Origin of the sequence: Roseovarius mucosus (genome assembly GCF_002080415.1) — a bacterium.
Classification (GTDB): domain Bacteria; phylum Pseudomonadota; class Alphaproteobacteria; order Rhodobacterales; family Rhodobacteraceae; genus Roseovarius; species Roseovarius mucosus_A.
On record NZ_CP020474.1, the window covers coordinates 591,065 to 609,647 of the forward strand.

Here is an 18,583-nt window from a genome sequence, read left to right on the forward strand (position 1 = left end):
CTGATCCGCCTCTGGTCTTGGCCGGCGCGATTGTGTATGCGCAAGCGCATGAGCCAGATCCTGACCCTCCGCCGCCCCGACGATTGGCACCTGCATCTGCGCGATGGCGCGATGCTGCGCGCCGTCCTGCCTGAAACCACGCGGCATTTTGCGCGCGCCATCGTGATGCCCAATCTGGTGCCGCCAGTGGTCACGGCGCAGGATGCCGCCGCCTACCGCGCGCGGATCATGGCCGCGATGCCCGAGGGCGCGGAGTTCACCCCGCTGATGACCCTTTACCTCACCGAAAACACCGACCCCGAGGATGTGGCCGCCGCCCATGCCAGCGGGCTTGTGACGGCGGTCAAACTTTACCCCGCCGGTGCCACCACCAATTCCGCAAGCGGTGTGCGCGATTTTGACAAAGTGCGCGCCGTGCTCGAGAAAATGGCCGAAATCGGCCTGCCGCTCTGCGTGCATGGCGAGGTGACGGACCCCAGCGTTGACATCTTTGACCGCGAGGCGGTCTTTATCGACCGTGTGCTCGATCCCGTGCGCCGCGCCACCCCCGGTTTGCGCGTGGTGATGGAACATATCACCACCGCCAATGGCGTGGACTACGTGCGCGCCCATGACCGCGATCTTGGGGCCACGATCACCACCCATCACCTTGTGATCAACCGCAACCATATCCTCGTGGGCGGGATCAAGCCGCATTACTACTGCCTGCCCGTGGCCAAGCGCGAAGAGCACCGCCTTGCCCTGCGCGCCGCCGCGACCTCTGGCGATGCGCGCTTTTTCCTGGGCACCGACAGCGCGCCGCATATCGACCCGCTCAAGGAAAGCGCCTGTGGCTGCGCGGGCTGTTTCACCGCCACCAACACGATGTCCATCCTTGCGCATGTGTTCGAAGAAGAGGGCGCGCTTGCGCAGCTTGAGGCCTTTACATCCCTCAACGGCCCTGCCTTCTATGGCCTGCCCGCCAATGAGACCACGCTGACCCTGACCAAAGGCGATCCGGTCACATACCCCCAAAAGATCGACACCGCCGACGGGCCCGTCACCGTCTTTGACCCCGGATTCCCGCTCGACTGGCACGCCACTTAAGGAGCGAGGGGGCTAAGGCTTGCTGGCGCGGCGCTCCGGGGCCTCGGCACCGCCCCCTCCCAAGGCCAGCAACGATTTCTTAACCCTGCCATGGTTCTCTGAAGCCATGTCCAATTACATCCGCCCCCAGATTGCCGGGGCCTGCGTCTTTTTCACCGTGACGCTCGCCAACCGACACTCACAGCTGCTCACCCGCGAAATCGCAGCTTTGCGCGCGGCGGTCCGGCGCACCAAAGCCGAACGGCCCTTTGCGATTGACGCTTGGGTTGTGCTGCCCGACCATATGCACTGTGTCTGGACCCTGCCGGACGGTGATAGGGATTTCTCGACCCGCTGGAGCGTGATCAAAGCCCGGTTCTCGCGCGCCATGCCCCCCACACCGCGCCGCCCCAGCCACGCAGCCCGGCGCGAACATGGCATCTGGCAGCGGCGGTTCTGGGAACATCATCTCCGCAGCGAAGCGGACAAAACCGCCGCAATCCGCTATTGCTGGATCAACCCGGTCAAACATGGGTTGGCCGACCGCCCCGAGGCTTGGCCCTATTCCTCGATCCACCGCGACGGCCCCGCCGATTGGCCCTAGGATGCGCCGTCATCACCACTGGCACCAACCCCGTAGGATGCGCATTCATTGTGCTCCATCACCACACGCTCCCGTAGGGTGCGCATTCATTGCGCACCAATGGCACCGCCGCAAACCCCCGACCCCGCGCATGTGGTCCCTCTGGCGGAACGGTGCGCAATGAATGCGCACCCTACGGGGTCCGATGCCCATTTTGCTCCGCTACGCCGGACCGTTCATAACCCCCTCAAACTCCCGCCATTCCCCCTTGCTCATGCCCGAGGTCTCTTGCGTCACGACCTCGCCTTTCAGCATCCGCCGCACGCACTCCAGCGCGGGGGCAGACAAATTCGCCCCGCCCATGCGGTAATCCTCGAACGCCTTATAGGCATAGGGCACCCAATCGGCCACAAGGCGGCAAATCTCCTCGGCATAGACCCGGATTTCATATTGCGCATGGGCATCCGCGCGCAGGCGCAGGAAATGCAAAAGGTTGTGCAGATCCACCTTCCAATACCATTGCGTATAGATATTGGCGGGCAGGTTCATCCGCGCCAATTCCCGCGCCAGCCCCTGCTGGCCCTCTTGCGAAATCATGCCCTCGTAATGGTCATAGCAGCGCATCGCATCCTCGGTCAGGATGCGCAACACGCGCTGCGCCTCCTCGCCCTCAAGCGCGGCCCCCCGCCCCTGATTGTTGGTGGTCGATTGCGCCGCCAGCATATCGGGCGCGGGAATGTAGAACTCACGATCCAATATCGAATAGCGCGCGGAATATTCATTCACATTGGCGGTGCGATGCCGGATCCACTGCCGCGCCACGAATACCGGCAGTTTCACATGCAGCTTCAATTCGCACATCTCGAACGGCGTCGAATGCCAGTGCCGCATGAGATAGCGAATAAGCCCCTCATCATTCTGCACATGTTTGGTGCCCGCGCCATAACTCACGCGCGCCGCCTGCACGATGGCGGCATCATCACCCATATAGTCGATCACCCGGACAAAGCCGTGATCAAGCACCGGATAGGCGGTGTAGAGATGCTGTTCCATCCCCGCCGCCGTGGCGCGCAGGGTGCTATGGCTCTGAGCGCGCTGCGCGTCGATTTCGGCCTTTTGGTCAGGAGAGAGGGGCATGGCGAGGCCTTTCATCACAAGAACGAGTCGGAGATCACTATATCTTGGGGATACCCCCCACGCAAAGCCCATATCGGGTGTTTGCCCATGCGCCACAGCACAGCAGTTTTTGCAATCCGCAGATGTATCGGGAATTGACTTTTAAATGCAATGGCCTGAGGCTGACCGCAAAACAAACAATAAACATATATTGAGGGCAGTCTCATCATGAAACACATCGTGGCAGGCCTGATGGCCGCTGCCCTGTTGGGCGGCTGTGGGGGTGGCGGATCGTCCAACCCGTTCGACGGTCGAGGCGAAGACGACGACACCACCACACCGCCCCCTGCGGGCAGCAGCGTGCCGGCCGAAATCGCACAGGATGTAACCGGGGTCGCATTCGATCCCGTGACCCAGACACTGACCGTCGAAGGGCTTTCTTTTGACGGCACGACTGACCCGGTTACCTATAACCGCGCCGCAGCGCTCGACGTGCCGGGCTATCAAGCCTACACAATCCAGCAAGACGGCGCATCCCGCCACAGCACCGCCTTTGCCGCCCAAAGCCAGACCTCGGGTGCCGTGACTGCCGGGGTTGCCGCCACCGGCGGGCCGCGCAACCGCTTCTTTACTGGGGCCTTCTTTGAGAGAACCGGCAGTTACACCCAGCCGACAAGTGGCGAGGTGGTCTATACTGGCCGCTATGTTGGCATAACCAACCTTGACTCCCAAGGGGGCGACTTGCTGCCACCCCCCGCCGGACTTGCCCCGGAACTGATCCCCACCCAGGCCGCATCGACCCAAGGCGATGTGGTGCTGCGCGCGAATTTCGGGGATCGCCAGATCGAGGGCAATATCATCAACCGGCGCCTCTCCGAAACACCGGGTGGCGTCGTGATTGATTTGCCGTCGCTCGTTCTGATCAACGCAGAGATCACCGAGGGCGGCACGTTCAGTGGCACGGTTGAATACGATCAATCCGCCTTTCCCGCCGACCGTGTGACCGGCACCAGTATTGGTTCTTCCGCCGGCGTATTTGGCGGCACCGGCGCAACAGAAGTTGCTGGCGGGATCAAACTCAACGAATTCGACGGGCCGGGCAATCCGCTCGGACTGAACAACGAACTGGAAACCGGAATCTTCGTGCTTGATCGCTAGAGGCGGCGGGATGACCGCAACTCTGAACACCAAGGCGCAGACAGGCTTCGCACTCAGACCGCGTCATATCCGGCACATGCTGCGCGCGGGGGTCTTTCTCTCGGCGCTCGGTCTGGCAGGGATTGGCGCGGCAACGCCGGCCAACCTCACCCTCGCCCAGGCCGACGCCTTGGCCGCTCAGGCGCTGGGCGCAGGCCAGCCTCGCCTTGCCTATGACCTCAGCAAAGGCCTCTTGCAGGCCGACCGCCGCAATCCCCGCGCGCATTATTATCAGGCTTTGGCGCTCTCGCAGGCCAAGGCCTATGGCGCGGCGGAAAAGAAAGCGGCTCTTGCCTATTGGCACGCCAAAACGGATGAGCAGCGCTTTCAGGCCGCCAATCTCGCGGCCCAGCTCAGCTTTGCCGATGACAGGTTCACCGGCTCGCAATTCTGGCTGCGCCGCGCGGTTGATCACGCCCCCGATGAGGTGGCCCGCGCCCAGACCGTCACCGCCTTTCAGAACGTGCGCGCGCGCAATCCGCTGCGGTTCGACTTTCGCTTTTCCACCACGCCCTCGGACAATGTGAACAACGGCGCCAACAGCCCGCTCAACGTGATCGACGGCGTGCCGGTGGTGGGCACACTCAGCCCCTCGGCCCAGGCGCTCTCGGGCTTTGTCACCACCGCACAGGCCGCCCTCTCCTATCGCCTGAGCAAGAGCGAGACCCACGAGACGCGGCTTCGTGGCCGGGTCAACGCGCGGCGGGTCGATATCTCAGACCCGGTGCCGGGGCTCAGCGGTGATGATCTGTCCTCCACCGTGCTGGAACTGGGTCTCAGCCAGTATCTGCGCGGCACCTCCGAGGCCGTGACCTGGAAATTCGACCTCGACGGCGGGCGCGTCTGGTATGGGGGGGATCCGCTCTATGATTTTGCGCGGGTCGGGGTCACGCGGCATCAGCGCCTAGGCGCGCGCCTGCAACTCAGTTTCGGGGCCAGCTTCGAGGATCAACTCTACGAGAGCCCGCGCGGGGCCGACAGCACCGTCGCCACCGGCTTTGCCGGTCTGGGCGTCAACCTGACGGGGGGCGGTCAGATCGGATTTCAGGTGCAGTATCGCGACACTGACAGCAATGGCGTCAACCGCGCCTCGGATCAATGGACCGGTATCGCCAGCTATCAGATGGGCCGCGCCCTTGGCCCCGCAAACCTCGAATTCTCGCTTGGCATCAGCCAGTTGGATTATTCCAGCTATCAGGTTGGGTTCATCGTCGTGCCGGGCGGGCGTGATGACACTTCGGTGTTCGGTGGGGTCACGGCCACGTTCAACGACTGGGGCTACATGGGCTTTGTGCCCACCCTCTCCGTGACCACCGAACGCAGCGAATCCAACATCAGCCGTTTCGATGTCGAGGAAACCTCGATCACGCTCGGGATCCGGTCCGAGTTTTAGCGCCCAGCCCATCCCAGATTGCCCTCGACACCGGCGCGCGGGCCACTATCCTCCAACCCATTGCAATCACGGAGGATGACCATGCGCATCAAATACCTGCACACGATGGTCCGGGTCAAAGACCTTGAGGCGACACAACAGTTCTTTGCCCTTCTCGGGCTCAAGGAAACCCGCCGTTGGGATAATGAGGGCGGGCGCTTTACGCTCGTGTTCATGGCCCCCGAAGGACAAGAGGACTGCCCGGTCGAACTGACCTATAATTGGGATGGCGACGAGGGCCTGCCCTCGGACAGCCGGCATTTCGGCCATCTTGCCTATGCAACCAGCAATATCTATGACCTCTGCCAGCACCTGATGGACAATGGCGTCACCATCAACCGCCCCCCGCGCGACGGGCGCATGGCCTTTGTGCGCAGCCCCGACAATATCTCGGTCGAGCTTTTGCAAGAGGGCGACGCCCTGCCCCCGGCAGAGCCATGGGCCAGCATGGAGAATATCGGCCATTGGTAAGGCTCGCGGCCTGTCTTCTGGCCGCAAGCCTTGCGGCACCGGCGCAGGGTGCGTGCCGCCTTGCGCTGGTGCTCGCGCTTGATGTGTCCTCGTCGGTCGATGACGCGGAATATGGGCTGCAGCGGGTCGGGCTTGCCTCGGCGCTGAACGCGCCTGACATCCGCGAGGCCATCCTGCGCGGCGGGTCGGGCGATGTGGCGCTGGCGGTCTATGAGTGGAGCGGCCGCTTTCAGGACAAGCTGCATCTCGATTGGACGTTCTTGCGCAACGATGCCGACATCACCGGCGCAGTGGCGGTGCTGGCGGGCATGCAGCGCTCGACCAGCGATTATCCCACCGGCCTTGGCTCGGCGTTGGGCTATGGGGCGGCTCTCATGGCGCGCGGCCCCCGCTGCGATCGTCAGGTGATCGACGTCTCGGGCGACGGGGTCAACAATCAGGGCTTCGGCCCGGATCTGGCCTACAAACATTTCCCCTTTGACAACATCACTGTGAATGGTCTGGTCATCGAAGGGCACGATCAGCAGGTCACGCAATACTACCGCCGCGAGGTGCTGCGTGGTCCGGGGGCTTTTCTCGAAATCGCCCAAGGGTTCGAGGATTTCGAGCGCGCCATGTCGCGCAAACTCTACCGCGAAATCAACGATCTCATGCTGGGTGCCCTGCCCCATCCCACGCCCCACACCCTACCTCAATAGATATAGCGGATCTGATCGGTCCAATAGCGCTCGACCCGCCGCAACGAGGCGGTGATCTGGTCAATCCCATCGGGGCCCAGCACGCCGCGCCCCTCCAGCCCCTCGGCATGCCGCGCAAAAAGATCGCCGACAAGATCGCGGATCGTGCGCCCCTTTTCGGTCAGTCGCACCCGCACAGACCGGCGATCCGCCTCGCAACGCTGGTGGTGCATATAGCCCATATCCACCAGCTTCTTGAGGTTGTAACTGACATTGCTGCCCTGATAATAGCCGCGCGTCTTCAGCTCACCGGCTGTCACCTCGTGGTCACCGATATTGAACAGCAACAGCGCCTGCACCGCGTTGATTTCCAACACGCCGACGCGCTCGAACTCGTCCTTGATGACATCCAGCAAAAGCCGGTGCAAACGCTCCACCAGCGATAGCGCGTCTAGGTAGCTGCTGATAAAGGCACTTTGGACAGCGCTCGTCGTCAGGGGGCTGTGATAGCTCATGTCGGTCTCCATGCGATACTGCTCGCTGGGGACCATCTGGCAAAAACCCGAACATTCGGTAAATCGCGGCCAAACCACCTAAAATGCGATCTACTTTCCCCCGCTGGCCTCTGCCGCGATCTCTGCCACCAAGGGGGCGAACTGCGCCGGTGGCGCGGCTTGGCCCGTGACCCATTGATAAAGATCCTGATCGTTTTCGCACAACAGCGCATCAAACCCGTCAAGTGCGGCCGCATCCATCGCCCCCAGCCGCGCCTCGGCATAGCGGCTCAGGATAATGTCCATTTCCTTGATCCCCCGGCGCATGGCCCGCATCCGCAGGCGCTTGATCCGGTGGGCGGGCGGCTCGTCGGCGGCGCCGGGCGCCTCTACAGGCGTGTCACTCACCGGCCTCCTCCCGCAATTTGGCGCGCAGCGTCTTTTCCAGCCGCCCCAGACGGTCGGTCGCGCGGGTCATCTGCGCACGGATGTCGCGGATCTCGGTCAGCATATCCATCACATCGCGCGACAGCTCGCCCATCTCGGGCGCGCCCGGCCCCTCGCCCTCACCCGACAACAGCCACAAAAGCGAGACATTGAGCATCCCCGCCATCATCGACAGCTTGTTGGCCCGTGGCTCCGACAGGTCATTCTCCCACGCCTTCAGCGTCTTGAGCTTGACGCCCAGCCGCTTCGCCAGATCAGACTGGCTCATGCCAGAGCGCTCGCGCGCGCCGGTCACACGGTCGCCAAAGGTGGTGGCATCGGGATCGAACCAGCCGTCGGTGTTGTCTGCGGTCATCGTCTTCCTTTCCAGTGATCGTGCTTGATCATGCACTGAGCGCACCCTAAGACATTCCATGAGTGAATTCAAACCGGAGCCGGTCATGTCCCGCCTTTCCGCGACATTGTCGCGTGTCAAACCCTCGCCCACCATCGCCGTGACCACCAAGGCACAGGAACTCAAGGCAGCCGGGCGCGACGTGATCGGGCTGGGGGCTGGAGAGCCGGATTTCGCCACGCCCGCACATATCCGCGCCGCGGGCATCCGCGCCATCGAAGAGGGCAAGACCAAATACACCGCCGTTGACGGTATCCCGGAATTGAAGGCCGCAATCTGCGCCAAGTTCAAGCGCGACAACGGGCTCGACTATGTGCCAGCCCAGGTCAGCGTCGCATCAGGCGGCAAGCAAATCCTCTACAATGCCCTCATGGCCACGCTCAATCCCGGCGACGAGGTGCTGATCCCCGCGCCCTATTGGGTCAGCTACCCCGACATGGTGCTCTTGGCAGGCGGCGAGCCGGTGATTGCCCCTGCGGGCATCGAAACCGGGTTCAAACTGACGCCAGAGGCGCTCGAGGCCGCGATCACACCCAAAACCCGTTGGTTCATCTTCAACTCGCCCAGCAACCCCACCGGGGCAGGCTATACCTGGGATGAATTGAAGGATCTGACCGACGTTTTGATGCGTCATCCCCATGTCTGGATCATGACCGACGATATGTATGAGCATCTCGCCTATGACGGCTTTGAATTCTGCACCCCCGCTCAGGTGGAACCAGCGCTTTATGATCGAACGCTGACCTGCAATGGTGTCTCCAAGGCCTATTGCATGACCGGCTGGCGGATTGGCTATGCGGCAGGTCCGCAAGACCTGATTGGGGCCATGCGCAAGATCCAGTCGCAGAGCACGTCGAACCCCTGCACCATCAGCCAATGGGCGGCGGTCGAGGCGCTGAACGGCAGCCATGATTTCATCGCCGAGAACAACGCCGTCTTTGCCCGCCGCCGTGATCTGGTGGTGGCGATGCTCAATGAGATCGAGGGCATGGAATGCCCCACCCCCAACGGGGCCTTTTACGTCTATCCCTCCATTGCCGGGCTGATCGGCAAGACCAGCGCGGGCGGGGCCAAGATCGCCGATGACGAGGCCTTTGCCACGGCCCTTCTGGAGGAAACCGGCGTCGCCGTGGTGTTCGGCGCAGCCTTTGGGCTATCCCCGAATTTCCGGATCAGCTATGCAACCTCTGATGACGCGCTGAAAGAGGCATGCACGCGGATTCAGACGTTCTGTAAAGGGCTGACATGACCACAGGCAAGATAACCGCAAACCTGCCCAGCCGGGATTTCGATGCAACCGAGCGCTTTTACGCGATGCTCGGCTTTCAGACCGAATTCCGCAATGCAGGCTGGATGATCCTGAGCCGGGAGGGCATGACGGTCGAGTTTTTCCCGCATCCCGATCTGAACCCCGGCACCAGTTGCTTTTCCGCCTGCCTGCGTCTGCCCGAGATTGACAGCCTGCATGCCGAATGGCGCGGCGCCACGGATCTGCCCGACACGCGCAACGCCATCCCGCGATTGACCGATCCTTTCACCCTTGCGAATGCGCCCCGAATGTTTGCGCTGGTCGATCCCGACGGTTCGCTCTGGCGCGTTCTGGAAAGTGCCTGACCATGGCGGGTGATCTGCCGGAATATTACTTCAGGGTCCGTGAAAACGGTGCCTTCGTGTTCCGGGTTGATACCGAGAACCGGCAGCGCCGGATCGAGATGGAACAGATCGCCACCGTCAACATCCGCAAATCCGAAATCAAGCCGCATGGCGAACGTGCCCTGACCGACGCCGACAGTGCCGCCATCACAGCGTGGATGGAGGAACGGCTGAAACTGGTCGAATATCGCGACATCGACGATATCCTGCGCGCGGTGGATTACCTCAACACCACGACCCATTGGGTGCAGTCCAAGGCGACCGATGACCAGCTTGAACAGGTGACGGATTCGCTTCTCTTGGCGATGCATGACCTGCGCTCTGTGCTGGTGCGCAAAAAGGCGGATCGGCTGCTGAAAGAATAGTGAGGCGGCAGAAGTGTCATAGCGCCAAGGGCTGCCATACCCCCGCGCGGAGTCAAGGCGCGGCACGCGCCGCCGCGCTATCGCTGGGCCGTCCCGCGGCCTAGCGATTTTGAGAAGGTGCGCAATTCTGATATGTCATACGGGCTTTGCTGGCATAAAGTGGCAACCACTTGCGTTGCTTCGCTAGTCCCCGGCCTAGCGATAGCGCGGCGCGTTACCGATACCTCAAGCCCCCCTCACCGCGAGCAGCTTGCCCCGCCCAGCACGCAGAACTTGGCGCAATGCGGATGGTTCAGCGCCACGTCGCGCTCGGCCTCGGCCAGCGTTTCGCCCAACTCGAACTCGGGCGCATAAGGCAGCAGCGTGCAGGCCACCACCGCAGGCCGCGCCGCCCCCCGGCGCTTGACCACCATACGCGACGAGGCGCACATGGTATCCTCGGGCCGCTTATCCAGAATATCCCAACAGGCCGTGGTGATTTCGGGCACTTCGGCCCCCTCGTCCATCTCGGGGAAAAGCACGGTGGCACCCGGATCATAGGCGTCAATCTCAAACCCGTGCTCCGCATAAAACGCCGCATACCCCGCACGAGACTGCGCCTCGCTCTCGCCCCAGACGGTGCGCCCAGCCACGGTCATGCGAATGCCATTGTCACGCAACCAGCACATGCCCTCCAGCGTCTTGGCAAAGGCCCCCGCGCCGCGCTCTTCGTCATGCAAAGCCTCCGACCAGTGGTCGACCGAAATCCGCAAGGTCAGCTTCTCGCCCCAGGTCTTCCCCAGATCAAGCAGCCCTGCGCGCATCGTCTTGCGCATCATCGGGCGCATGGCATTCGTCAGGATCAACACCTCGAACCCCGCCTCCAGCGCCGCCCGCGCCATGCCGATCATCTCGGGATTCATAAAGGGCTCGCCGCCGGTAAAGGCGATCTCACGCAGCGGCCAGCCCCGCGCGCGCACCTGCCCCAGATAGTCGCGCACCTCCGATTCGGAGATATACACCAGCGCGTCATTGCTGGGCGAACTCAGGATATAACAGTTGCGGCACTCGATGTTGCAGAGCGTGCCGGTGTTGAACCACAAGGTCTCAGGATGGCTTAGCGCAACAGAGGCCCGCACATCGCCCTTGGCGGTGCGCGCCGGGTCTTGAAACTTGCCCTGATTGGCTGGGCCGGTGACGGAATCTTTCATAAAGTCATCCACGAACTGATTTTCTTTTCCTATCTACCTCTCCCGCTCTGGCAAGAGAAGCGTTCTGACGCCATTGTGAAGACGCCCCAACATGTTAGAGTTGCCGCGGCGGATACTGCGCCCGAAAAACGGGCGAATGACGAGCAAAGGAGATGGGCCATGGCCTCTCGGGTGATCCCGGTCGATCCCTTCGATCTGGTGATTTTTGGCGGCACCGGCGATCTGGCACGGCGCAAGATATTGCCCGCCCTCTTCCGCCGCTTTGTCGCAGGCCAGATCGAAGGCGATGTACGCCTGATCGGTGCCGCACGCGGCGACATGGACCGCGACGGCTATCGCGCCATGGCGCGCGCCGCGATCACCGAATTCGGCGGCGAGGAATCAGCCCGCAAAAAGGATCTCACCGCCTTTCTCGACCTGCTCGATTTTGTCACGCTCGATGCGCGCGGCACCGAAGGCTGGGAACCGCTGGCCGCCCTCATGCGCCCCGACCGCATCCGCGCTTTCTATTTTTCGGTGGCCCCGGCCCTCTTTGGCGATCTGGCCAAACGCCTGCACAAACACGGCATGGCCGATGAACGCAGCCGCATCGTGGTGGAAAAACCCTTTGGCCGTGATCTCGACACCGCGCGCGACCTCAACCGCACGCTGGCGCGACATTTCAGCGAAGGTCAGATCTACCGAATCGACCATTACCTCGGCAAGGAAACCGTGCAGAACCTGATGGCGATCCGCTTTGGCAACGTGCTCTTTGAACCGCTCTGGAACAGCCAATATGTCGATCATATCCAGATCACCGTGGCGGAATCCGTCGGCGTCGGCGGGCGTGGCGATTACTATGACAAATCCGGTGCCATGCGCGACATGGTGCAAAACCACATGATGCAGCTCTTGTGCCTCATCGCGATGGAGCCGCCGGCGAAATTCGAACCAGACGCCGTGCGCGACGAGAAACTCAAGGTCATCCGCGCCCTTGATCCCGTGGCACGTCGCAATGTGGTGCGCGGCCAGTATGAGGGCGACGGCACGCAACCCGGCTACCGCAATCAGGTGGGCAACCGCGACAGCACAACCGAAAGTTTCGTGGCGTTAAAGGCGCATATTTCCAACTGGCGTTGGGCGGGCACACCGTTCTATCTGCGCACCGGCAAACGCCTGCGCGACCGCGCCAGCGAAATCGCCGTGGTGTTCAAGGATGCGCCGCATTCGATCTTTGGGGCCGATGCCGGGCGACACCGCAACATCCTCACGATCCGCCTGCAACCCAATGAGGGGATCGAGCTGGGCGTGACGATCAAGGAACCGGGGCCGGGCGGCATGCGCCTGATCGACGTGCCCCTCGACATGACCTTTGCCGAAGCGCTAGGGCCGGAAGAGGCGGATTTCCCCGATGCCTACGAGCGGCTGATCATGGATGTGATCCGCGGCAATCAAACCCTCTTCATGCGCGGCGACGAGGTCGAGGCAGCCTGGGCCTGGACCGATCCCATTATCGCCGATTGGGAGGAAGAAGGCGCGACGCCCCTCGACTATGCCACCGGCTCCTCAGGACCGGATGATGCGCTGATGCTCATGCACCGCGATGGACGCCGCTGGCGGGAGATACGACCATGACCTTCGTAGACTATGCCGATGACGAAATGCTGGTCATGGGGCTGGTGGATGTGCTCTCGACCGACCTGCGCAACGCCCTGCGCACCCGCGACCGCGTGCTCTTTGTCGTGCCCGGCGGCACCACCCCGGGGCCAATCTTTGACGGGCTTTGTGGCCTCGATCTCGACTGGGACCGGGTCGATATCCTGCTCTCAGACGAACGCTGGCGCCCCGAGGTGCATCTGCGCTCCAACACCCGCCTTCTGCGTGAACGCCTCTTGCGCGAGCGCGCCGCCGCGGCGCGCTACCTGCCGCTCTACGCCAAATCGCCAGAACCCGAGGAGGTGCTGGCCGAGTTGGAAACCAACATCGCCCCCGCCCTGCCGATTGATGTCTGCCTGCTGGGCATGGGCACAGATATGCACACCGCCTCGCTCTTTCCCGGCACCGATCGCCTCGCCGATGCGCTGGCCGAGGATGCGCCCATCCTCGTGCCGATGCGCGCGCCGGGTCTGGAAGAGCCGCGCGTCACCCTGTCGGCGCATGTCCTGAATGGGGCCCTTTGCAAACACGTGGTCATCACCGGCACACAGAAACGTGCGGCGTTCGAGCGCGCACAGCATATGCGCCCCCTTGAGGCCCCGATTGCCGCCGTGCTAGCGGGAGCCAGAGTACATTGGTGCCCCTGAGAGGATTTCAAAATGTGGTCAGAGGTGGAAGAGGTCGCCAAAGCGGCGCGAGATATCGACATCACCGGGTTGTTCAGCGATCCCACCCGCGCCGAGACCTTTTCAACCCGTTTTGACGGGATGCTTTTTGACTACTCCAAAACCGCCCTCACCGTCCCTGCCCGCGCCGCCCTGCTGACGCTCGCCCAAACCGCAGACGTTGCGGCCCGCCGCGCCGCGATGTTCGCGGGCGAAGCGATAAACGAAACCGAGGCGCGCCCCGTTCTGCACACCGCGCTCCGCAATCTCTCGGGCCAGCCGGTGATGGTCGAGGGCAGCGATATCATGGCCGAGATTACCGAAACCCGCGCCCGCATGGCCCGCTTTGCCGATACCGTCCGGCAGGGGCCGATCACGGATGTTGTCAATATCGGCATCGGCGGCTCGCACCTTGGCCCCGAGATGGCGGTGCGCGCGCTGCGCCCCTATCACGACGGGCCGCGCTGCCATTTCGTCTCGAATGTCGATGGGGCCGACATCGCCGATACATTGGCGGGGCTGAACCCGGCAACCACCCTCGTGATTGTCGCCTCCAAGACCTTTACCACCATCGAAACCATGACCAATGCGGCCACGGCGCAGGCGTGGATGACCCGCGCCGGGGTCAATCCGGGGCCACAATTCGCCGCCGTATCCTCTGCCGCCGCAAGGGCCGCTGACTGGGGCATCGACGCAAGCGCTGTATTCGGCTTTGGCGATTATGTGGGCGGGCGCTATTCGGTTTGGGGGCCCATCGGCCTGCCGCTTATGATCGCCATCGGGCCAGACCGGTTCAAAGACTTTCTGCGCGGTGCCGAGGCGATGGACCAGCATTTCCAAACCGCCACCCCGCTCGAGAACATGCCCCTCCTGCTCGGTCTCATCGGCCTTTGGCATCATCAGGGCCTGGGCCACGGCACCCGCGCCGTATTGCCCTATGACCAACGCCTCGCACGCCTGCCCGCCTATCTGCAACAGCTTGAAATGGAATCGAACGGCAAGCGCGTGAGCATGTCCGGCGCAGCGCTCAGCCGCCCCTCTGGCCCCGTCGTCTGGGGAGAGCCGGGCACCAATGGCCAACATGCCTTTTATCAGCTGATCCATCAGGGCACCGCCGTGGTTCCCTGCGAATTTCTCGTCGCGGCCACCGGGCACGAGCCAGAGCTTGCGCATCACCACCGCCTGCTCGTGGCCAATTGCCTTGCGCAATCCAAGGCGCTCTTGCGCGGGCGCTCGCTTGACGAGGCGCGCGCGCTGATGCGCGACGCAGGCTACACCGGCCCCGAGCTTGAGCGGCAGGCCGCACACCGCGTCTTTCCCGGCAACCGCCCCTCGACCACGCTGATCTATGACCGGCTGACGCCGCGCCGTCTGGGCCAGATCATTGCGCTCTACGAACATCGCGTATTCGTCGAAGGCGTGATCCTCGGGATCAATTCGTTTGATCAATGGGGGGTGGAACTGGGCAAGGTGCTCGCCGTCGATGTCGACGCCATGCTCACCGGCGACACCAACCCCACGCGCGACGGATCAACCGCAGCGCTCGTGGCCTTTGCCCGCGCAGCCGGGGTCTGAGACGCGGGCAAGCTCCAACTCTGCTCTGCCCGCAAAATTTGACTTGGCGCAAAGTGTGACACAAAAAATTCATATATCATTCCGGGATTAATCATTGATTCAAAACGGAGTGCCGCATGACCGAGTCGCCCCTGTCCTCCCTGCCTACGCCCGAACCTGCGGCCATTCCCACCTCCCTGCCCGAGCTTGCGGTTGAGAAACCAATCCCGGCACCTGCGGCGGCAAACCTCCTCGCCACCCCGGCTGAGAACGATCCCAACTCCCTGCGTGACGCCTTCGAAAGCGGGGCCTATCCCTATGAAACCCGCATGGGTCGCCGCAGCTACGAGACCCAAAAGGCGCATCTTCAGGCCGAATTGCTCAAGGTGCAGCTTTGGGCCCAAGAGACGGGGCAGAAATTTGTGCTGATCTTCGAGGGGCGCGATGCAGCGGGCAAGGGCGGCACAATCAAACGCTTCACCGAACATCTCAACCCCCGCGCCGCCCGTGTCGTGGCCCTCAACAAACCCACCGATCAAGAACGCGGCCAGTGGTATTTTCAGCGCTATGTCCAACACCTGCCCACCTCGGGCGAAATGGTGCTTTATGACCGCTCTTGGTACAACCGCGCCGGGGTCGAGCGGGTAATGGGCTTTTGCCAGCCGCATGAATACCTCGAATTCATGCGCGAGACCCCCGAATTAGAGCGGATGCTGGTGCGTTCGGGCATCCGGCTTTACAAATACTGGTTCTCGGTCACGCAGGGCGAACAGCGCGCCCGCTTTGCCAGCCGCGAAACCGATCCGCTCAAGCAATGGAAACTCAGCCCCATCGACAAGGCCAGTCTCGATAAATGGGACGACTACACCGAGGCGAAAGAGGCGATGTTCTTCTACACCGACACCGCCGACGCGCCCTGGACAGTGATCAAGTCGAACGACAAGAAACGCGCGCGCCTCAATTGCATGCGGCACTTCCTGAGCTCTCTCGACTACCCCGGCAAAGACCCCAAAATCGCTCAGGCCCCCGATCCGCTCATCGTCTCGAACGCACAGCATGTGCTGCACAAAAGCGATCACATCTTGGGCAAATCCCTGCACCCCGAGGACCGCAAGAGCCGATGAGACACGACGACGCGCCCCTTGACGCGGTGCCCCGGTCTGGGCCAAGAGACCGCTCAGGCGGTCAAAGGGCCCGCCTGAGGCGTCAGACAAGGGGCAATCCGTGATCATCAAGGCACTCGACTCGCTCGGCGGGCTTCTTTTCGGGCGGGAAAAATACCGCCGCGGCCATTACAAACTGGCCAAGCGTCTGGCCGCCCGGCAGCGCTTTGAGGTCTACAAACCGCATCTGATCTGGCTCACAGACCCCGAATTCATCGCCGCCCGCGACATGGCCGAGGCCCGCGGCATCGAAGGCAGCCCACATGATCGCTGCTTCACGCTGATGACCTCTGCCCGCATGGTGCGCGGGATTGAGGGTAATTTCGCCGAATGCGGCGTGCGCTATGGCAAATCCTCGCTTTTCCTGCTGACCGGCGCGGGCGCGCAAAGCACCAAACGCCTGCACATCTTTGACTCCTTCCAAGGTCTGTCGGAACCCAGCGACGCCGATGTGCAATCGGGTGGCAAATCGGAGTGGTCCAAGGGTGATCTGGCCGTGCCAGAGGATATCGTGCGCCAGAACCTCAGCGCCTTTGGCGACCGTGTGGAATTGCACAAAGGCTGGATTCCTGACCGTTTCAACGATGTCGCGGATCAGGAATTTTCGCTCGTCCATGTCGATGTGGACCTTTACGAGCCGACACTCGCCTCGGTCGAATTCTTCTATCCTCGGGTCAAGCCGGGCGGCGTCATCCTCTGCGACGATTACGGCTCTGGTGATTGCCCCGGCGCGAAAAAGGCGATTGACGAATTTTTCGCCGACAAGCCGGAAAACGTGCTCTCCCTGACCAGCGGGCAATCCTTTGTGATCAAGGCCTAGGCGAGCTTTCGCGCGGGGCATTCCGCCCCCGCAAACGCGCCTTGCAGCAGGCGCGCCACGCGCCTAAGTCTGACGGTATGAAACCGCTCATCCCGATGGCCCTTGCGGCAACACTCTGCCTGCCCGCCGCCCGCTTGGGCGCGCATCCGCATGTGTTTGTTGACGTTGCCCTGCGCTTTACTGCGGATACCCAAGGGCGCCTGTCAGAGGTCGAGGTGACCTGGAGCTATGATGATTTCTTTTCCCTTCTGATCCTCACCGACATGGGCCTAGACCCCGATGGCGACGGCACCCTGACCGAGGCGGAATTGGCCCAGCTCAAAGGGTTTGATCTGATCGAATGGCCGGATGGCTTTGAGGGCGATCTTTACATGTATCAGGGCGAGACCAAGATTGCCCTTGATCACCCGATCCCCACCGGCATTGCCCTCACCAATGGCCGCATCATTGCCACCCATACCCGCACCTTCGGCCCAGTCAAAGCCGACGCTCTGCGCATCGAGGCTTATGATCCCACCTATTACGTAGCCCATAGCCTTGCCGGGCCCATCACGCTGCCCAAGGGCTGCGTCTATACGATCACCGAACCCGACCTTGACGAAAGCCAGGAGCAATTCCGCCAGATGCTGAGCGAACTCAGCGCCGAGGAACAATATTCCGGGGTCGAGATCGGCAACCTCTTTTCCGAGAGCCTTTCGGTCACATGCGCCGCCCCGTCCTAAGCCTTGCGGCCCTTGCGCTCGCAGCCCTTGTGATCTGGCTCTGGGGCTTTGGCGGGGCCGCGCAAGTCTCAACTTGGGCCCGCGCCGGACAGGCCGAGACGCAACAGGCCATGGCCCGCCTTCTGCGCGCATTGCGTGCGGGCGAACCGGGGGCGCTGGCCGGGTTGCTGGGCCTCTGCTTTGCCTATGGCTTCTTTCACGCGGCGGGGCCAGGCCATGGCAAGATCCTGATCGGTGGCTACGGCATGGCCGCACGCGTCAGCGCATTTCGCCTGTCGCTCTTGGCGCTCGCCTCCAGCTTTGCACAGGCCGCAGCGGCGGTGCTGCTGGTCTACTCCGGTGTGTTCCTCTTTGACCTCACGCGCCAGCATATGACCGATCTGGCCGAGGACATCATGGCCCCCGCCAGTTTTGCCGCCATCGCCCTTGTCGGCCTCTGGCTGGCCTTTCGCGGCCTGCGCCGCTGGCGGGCATCCCGCCCCGCCCGGCACCATGACCACCATCACCACGCTGACCATAACCACCATAATCACCATGACCACGACGCGCCTTGTTCCTCCTGTGGGCACAAACATGGGCCAACTCTGGCCGAGGCCGAGGCCGTCACCGGCTGGCGCGACGCCGCCGCCCTGATTGGCGCCGTGGCGATCCGCCCCTGCACCGGTGCGCTCTTCCTCCTCATCCTCACCTGGCGCATGGACCTTGACCTCGCGGGCATCCTTGGCGCTTTCGCCATGGGCCTTGGCACCGCCAGCGTCACCCTCGCCGTGGCCCTCGCCTCTGTCACCTTGCGCGAAGGCGCGCTGGCGCGTCTCGCCGCTGGCGATACCGCTCGTGCCCTGCCGCTCTTTGAAATCGCGGCAGGCGTGATCATTGCGGCACTCTCGACGCATCTCATGCTGGGCACGCTCTGACGAGGGTTGCACCCCGCCCCGCCCCC

21 protein-coding genes are annotated in these 18,583 nt (G+C 62.8%); 16 read left to right on the forward strand and 5 right to left on the reverse strand.

The annotated features are described in order from the left end of the window. Positions 1–48: 48 nt before the first annotated feature. Together pyrC and ROSMUCSMR3_RS02800 are read left to right on the forward strand one after the other, a co-directional pair. Positions 49–1,086 (forward strand): dihydroorotase, encoded by a 1,038-nt coding sequence (pyrC, locus tag ROSMUCSMR3_RS02795; protein ID WP_081508530.1) that lies wholly within the window; start codon positions 49–51, stop codon positions 1,084–1,086. Positions 1,087–1,192: 106 nt separating this feature from the next. Then, positions 1,193–1,669, forward strand: a complete 477-nt coding sequence (locus ROSMUCSMR3_RS02800) for an REP-associated tyrosine transposase (RefSeq protein ID WP_081508531.1) — start codon at positions 1,193–1,195, stop codon at positions 1,667–1,669. A gap of 201 nt (positions 1,670–1,870) precedes the next feature. Here ROSMUCSMR3_RS02800 and thyX read toward each other — a convergent pair whose 3' ends face one another. Next, positions 1,871–2,785 carry an FAD-dependent thymidylate synthase gene (gene thyX, locus ROSMUCSMR3_RS02805; RefSeq protein ID WP_081506379.1) on the reverse strand — a complete coding sequence of 305 codons (915 nt, stop codon included), beginning with the start codon at positions 2,783–2,785 and terminating at the stop codon, positions 1,871–1,873. A 207-nt stretch (positions 2,786–2,992) separates the two neighbouring features. Between thyX and ROSMUCSMR3_RS02810 the strand changes: the two genes are divergently transcribed. The 4 genes from ROSMUCSMR3_RS02810 to ROSMUCSMR3_RS02825 all read left to right on the forward strand — a co-directional run bounded on the left by ROSMUCSMR3_RS02810 (position 2,993) and on the right by ROSMUCSMR3_RS02825 (position 6,562). Then, on the forward strand, positions 2,993–3,922 hold the full coding sequence (locus tag ROSMUCSMR3_RS02810) for a transferrin-binding protein-like solute binding protein (RefSeq protein WP_008282250.1): 930 nt from the start codon (positions 2,993–2,995) through the stop codon (positions 3,920–3,922). A 10-nt stretch (positions 3,923–3,932) separates the two neighbouring features. Beyond that, a complete protein-coding gene (locus ROSMUCSMR3_RS02815) occupies positions 3,933–5,354 on the forward strand; it encodes a hypothetical protein (protein WP_081506380.1) in 1,422 nt (473 codons plus the stop codon). Between the two features lie 81 nt (positions 5,355–5,435). Further along, on the forward strand, positions 5,436–5,864 hold the full coding sequence (locus ROSMUCSMR3_RS02820) for a VOC family protein (protein ID WP_008282253.1): 429 nt from the start codon (positions 5,436–5,438) through the stop codon (positions 5,862–5,864). After that, on the forward strand, positions 5,831–6,562 hold the full coding sequence (locus ROSMUCSMR3_RS02825; RefSeq protein WP_081506381.1) for a DUF1194 domain-containing protein: 732 nt from the start codon (positions 5,831–5,833) through the stop codon (positions 6,560–6,562). Before ROSMUCSMR3_RS02820 ends, ROSMUCSMR3_RS02825 begins: the two co-directional genes overlap by 34 nt. Here the strand turns inward: ROSMUCSMR3_RS02825 and ROSMUCSMR3_RS02830 are convergent. The 3 genes from ROSMUCSMR3_RS02830 to ROSMUCSMR3_RS02840 form a co-directional block, all read right to left on the reverse strand. Then, entirely contained in the window at positions 6,556–7,056 is a 501-nt protein-coding gene (locus ROSMUCSMR3_RS02830) for a MarR family winged helix-turn-helix transcriptional regulator (protein ID WP_081508532.1), read from the reverse strand. The genes ROSMUCSMR3_RS02825 and ROSMUCSMR3_RS02830 overlap by 7 nt on opposite strands. Before the next feature lie 90 nt (positions 7,057–7,146). After that, complete coding sequence (locus ROSMUCSMR3_RS02835; protein ID WP_008282256.1) at positions 7,147–7,443, reverse strand: succinate dehydrogenase assembly factor 2; 297 nt, start codon at positions 7,441–7,443, stop codon at positions 7,147–7,149. Continuing rightward, positions 7,436–7,837: a helix-turn-helix domain-containing protein gene (locus tag ROSMUCSMR3_RS02840; protein ID WP_008282257.1), complete on the reverse strand. Its 402-nt coding sequence runs from the start codon at positions 7,835–7,837 to the stop codon at positions 7,436–7,438. Before ROSMUCSMR3_RS02840 ends, ROSMUCSMR3_RS02835 begins: the two co-directional genes overlap by 8 nt. A gap of 85 nt (positions 7,838–7,922) precedes the next feature. On the opposite strand from ROSMUCSMR3_RS02840, the gene ROSMUCSMR3_RS02845 reads away from it, so the two are divergent. The 3 genes from ROSMUCSMR3_RS02845 to ROSMUCSMR3_RS02855 are packed head-to-tail and all read left to right on the forward strand — an operon-like array spanning position 7,923 to position 9,894. After that, entirely contained in the window at positions 7,923–9,125 is a 1,203-nt protein-coding gene (locus ROSMUCSMR3_RS02845) for a pyridoxal phosphate-dependent aminotransferase (RefSeq protein ID WP_081508533.1), read from the forward strand. Further along, positions 9,122–9,490 carry a bleomycin resistance protein gene (locus ROSMUCSMR3_RS02850; protein WP_081506382.1) on the forward strand — a complete coding sequence of 123 codons (369 nt, stop codon included), beginning with the start codon at positions 9,122–9,124 and terminating at the stop codon, positions 9,488–9,490. Before ROSMUCSMR3_RS02845 ends, ROSMUCSMR3_RS02850 begins: the two co-directional genes overlap by 4 nt. A gap of 2 nt (positions 9,491–9,492) precedes the next feature. After that, the gene (locus ROSMUCSMR3_RS02855; RefSeq protein ID WP_081506383.1) at positions 9,493–9,894 is read left to right on the forward strand and encodes a hypothetical protein; all 402 of its coding nucleotides are present in this window, start codon (positions 9,493–9,495) and stop codon (positions 9,892–9,894) included. 236 nt (positions 9,895–10,130) lie between these two features. Here ROSMUCSMR3_RS02855 and ROSMUCSMR3_RS02860 read toward each other — a convergent pair whose 3' ends face one another. Then, positions 10,131–11,084 (reverse strand): radical SAM protein, encoded by a 954-nt coding sequence (locus tag ROSMUCSMR3_RS02860; protein ID WP_081508534.1) that lies wholly within the window; start codon positions 11,082–11,084, stop codon positions 10,131–10,133. A 159-nt stretch (positions 11,085–11,243) separates the two neighbouring features. Here ROSMUCSMR3_RS02860 and zwf point away from each other — a divergent pair, with 159 nt between their 5' ends. The 7 genes from zwf (at position 11,244) to ROSMUCSMR3_RS02895 (ending at position 18,557) form a co-directional block, all read left to right on the forward strand. Continuing rightward, the gene (gene zwf / locus ROSMUCSMR3_RS02865; RefSeq protein ID WP_081506384.1) at positions 11,244–12,698 is read left to right on the forward strand and encodes a glucose-6-phosphate dehydrogenase; all 1,455 of its coding nucleotides are present in this window, start codon (positions 11,244–11,246) and stop codon (positions 12,696–12,698) included. Then, positions 12,695–13,366: a 6-phosphogluconolactonase gene (gene pgl, locus ROSMUCSMR3_RS02870; RefSeq protein WP_081506385.1), complete on the forward strand. Its 672-nt coding sequence runs from the start codon at positions 12,695–12,697 to the stop codon at positions 13,364–13,366. The genes zwf and pgl overlap by 4 nt, the downstream gene beginning before the upstream one ends. A gap of 12 nt (positions 13,367–13,378) precedes the next feature. After that, positions 13,379–14,959: a glucose-6-phosphate isomerase gene (pgi, locus tag ROSMUCSMR3_RS02875; RefSeq protein ID WP_081506386.1), complete on the forward strand. Its 1,581-nt coding sequence runs from the start codon at positions 13,379–13,381 to the stop codon at positions 14,957–14,959. A gap of 116 nt (positions 14,960–15,075) precedes the next feature. Then, positions 15,076–16,062, forward strand: a complete 987-nt coding sequence (gene ppk2, locus ROSMUCSMR3_RS02880; RefSeq protein ID WP_081506387.1) for a polyphosphate kinase 2 — start codon at positions 15,076–15,078, stop codon at positions 16,060–16,062. 100 nt (positions 16,063–16,162) lie between these two features. Then, entirely contained in the window at positions 16,163–16,921 is a 759-nt protein-coding gene (locus tag ROSMUCSMR3_RS02885) for a TylF/MycF/NovP-related O-methyltransferase (RefSeq protein WP_081506388.1), read from the forward strand. A 77-nt stretch (positions 16,922–16,998) separates the two neighbouring features. Next, positions 16,999–17,643, forward strand: coding sequence for a DUF1007 family protein (locus ROSMUCSMR3_RS02890; protein ID WP_081506389.1), 645 nt, complete (start codon positions 16,999–17,001; stop codon positions 17,641–17,643). Further along, positions 17,625–18,557: a nickel/cobalt transporter gene (locus ROSMUCSMR3_RS02895; RefSeq protein WP_008282267.1), complete on the forward strand. Its 933-nt coding sequence runs from the start codon at positions 17,625–17,627 to the stop codon at positions 18,555–18,557. Before ROSMUCSMR3_RS02890 ends, ROSMUCSMR3_RS02895 begins: the two co-directional genes overlap by 19 nt. Positions 18,558–18,583 lie beyond the last annotated feature (26 nt).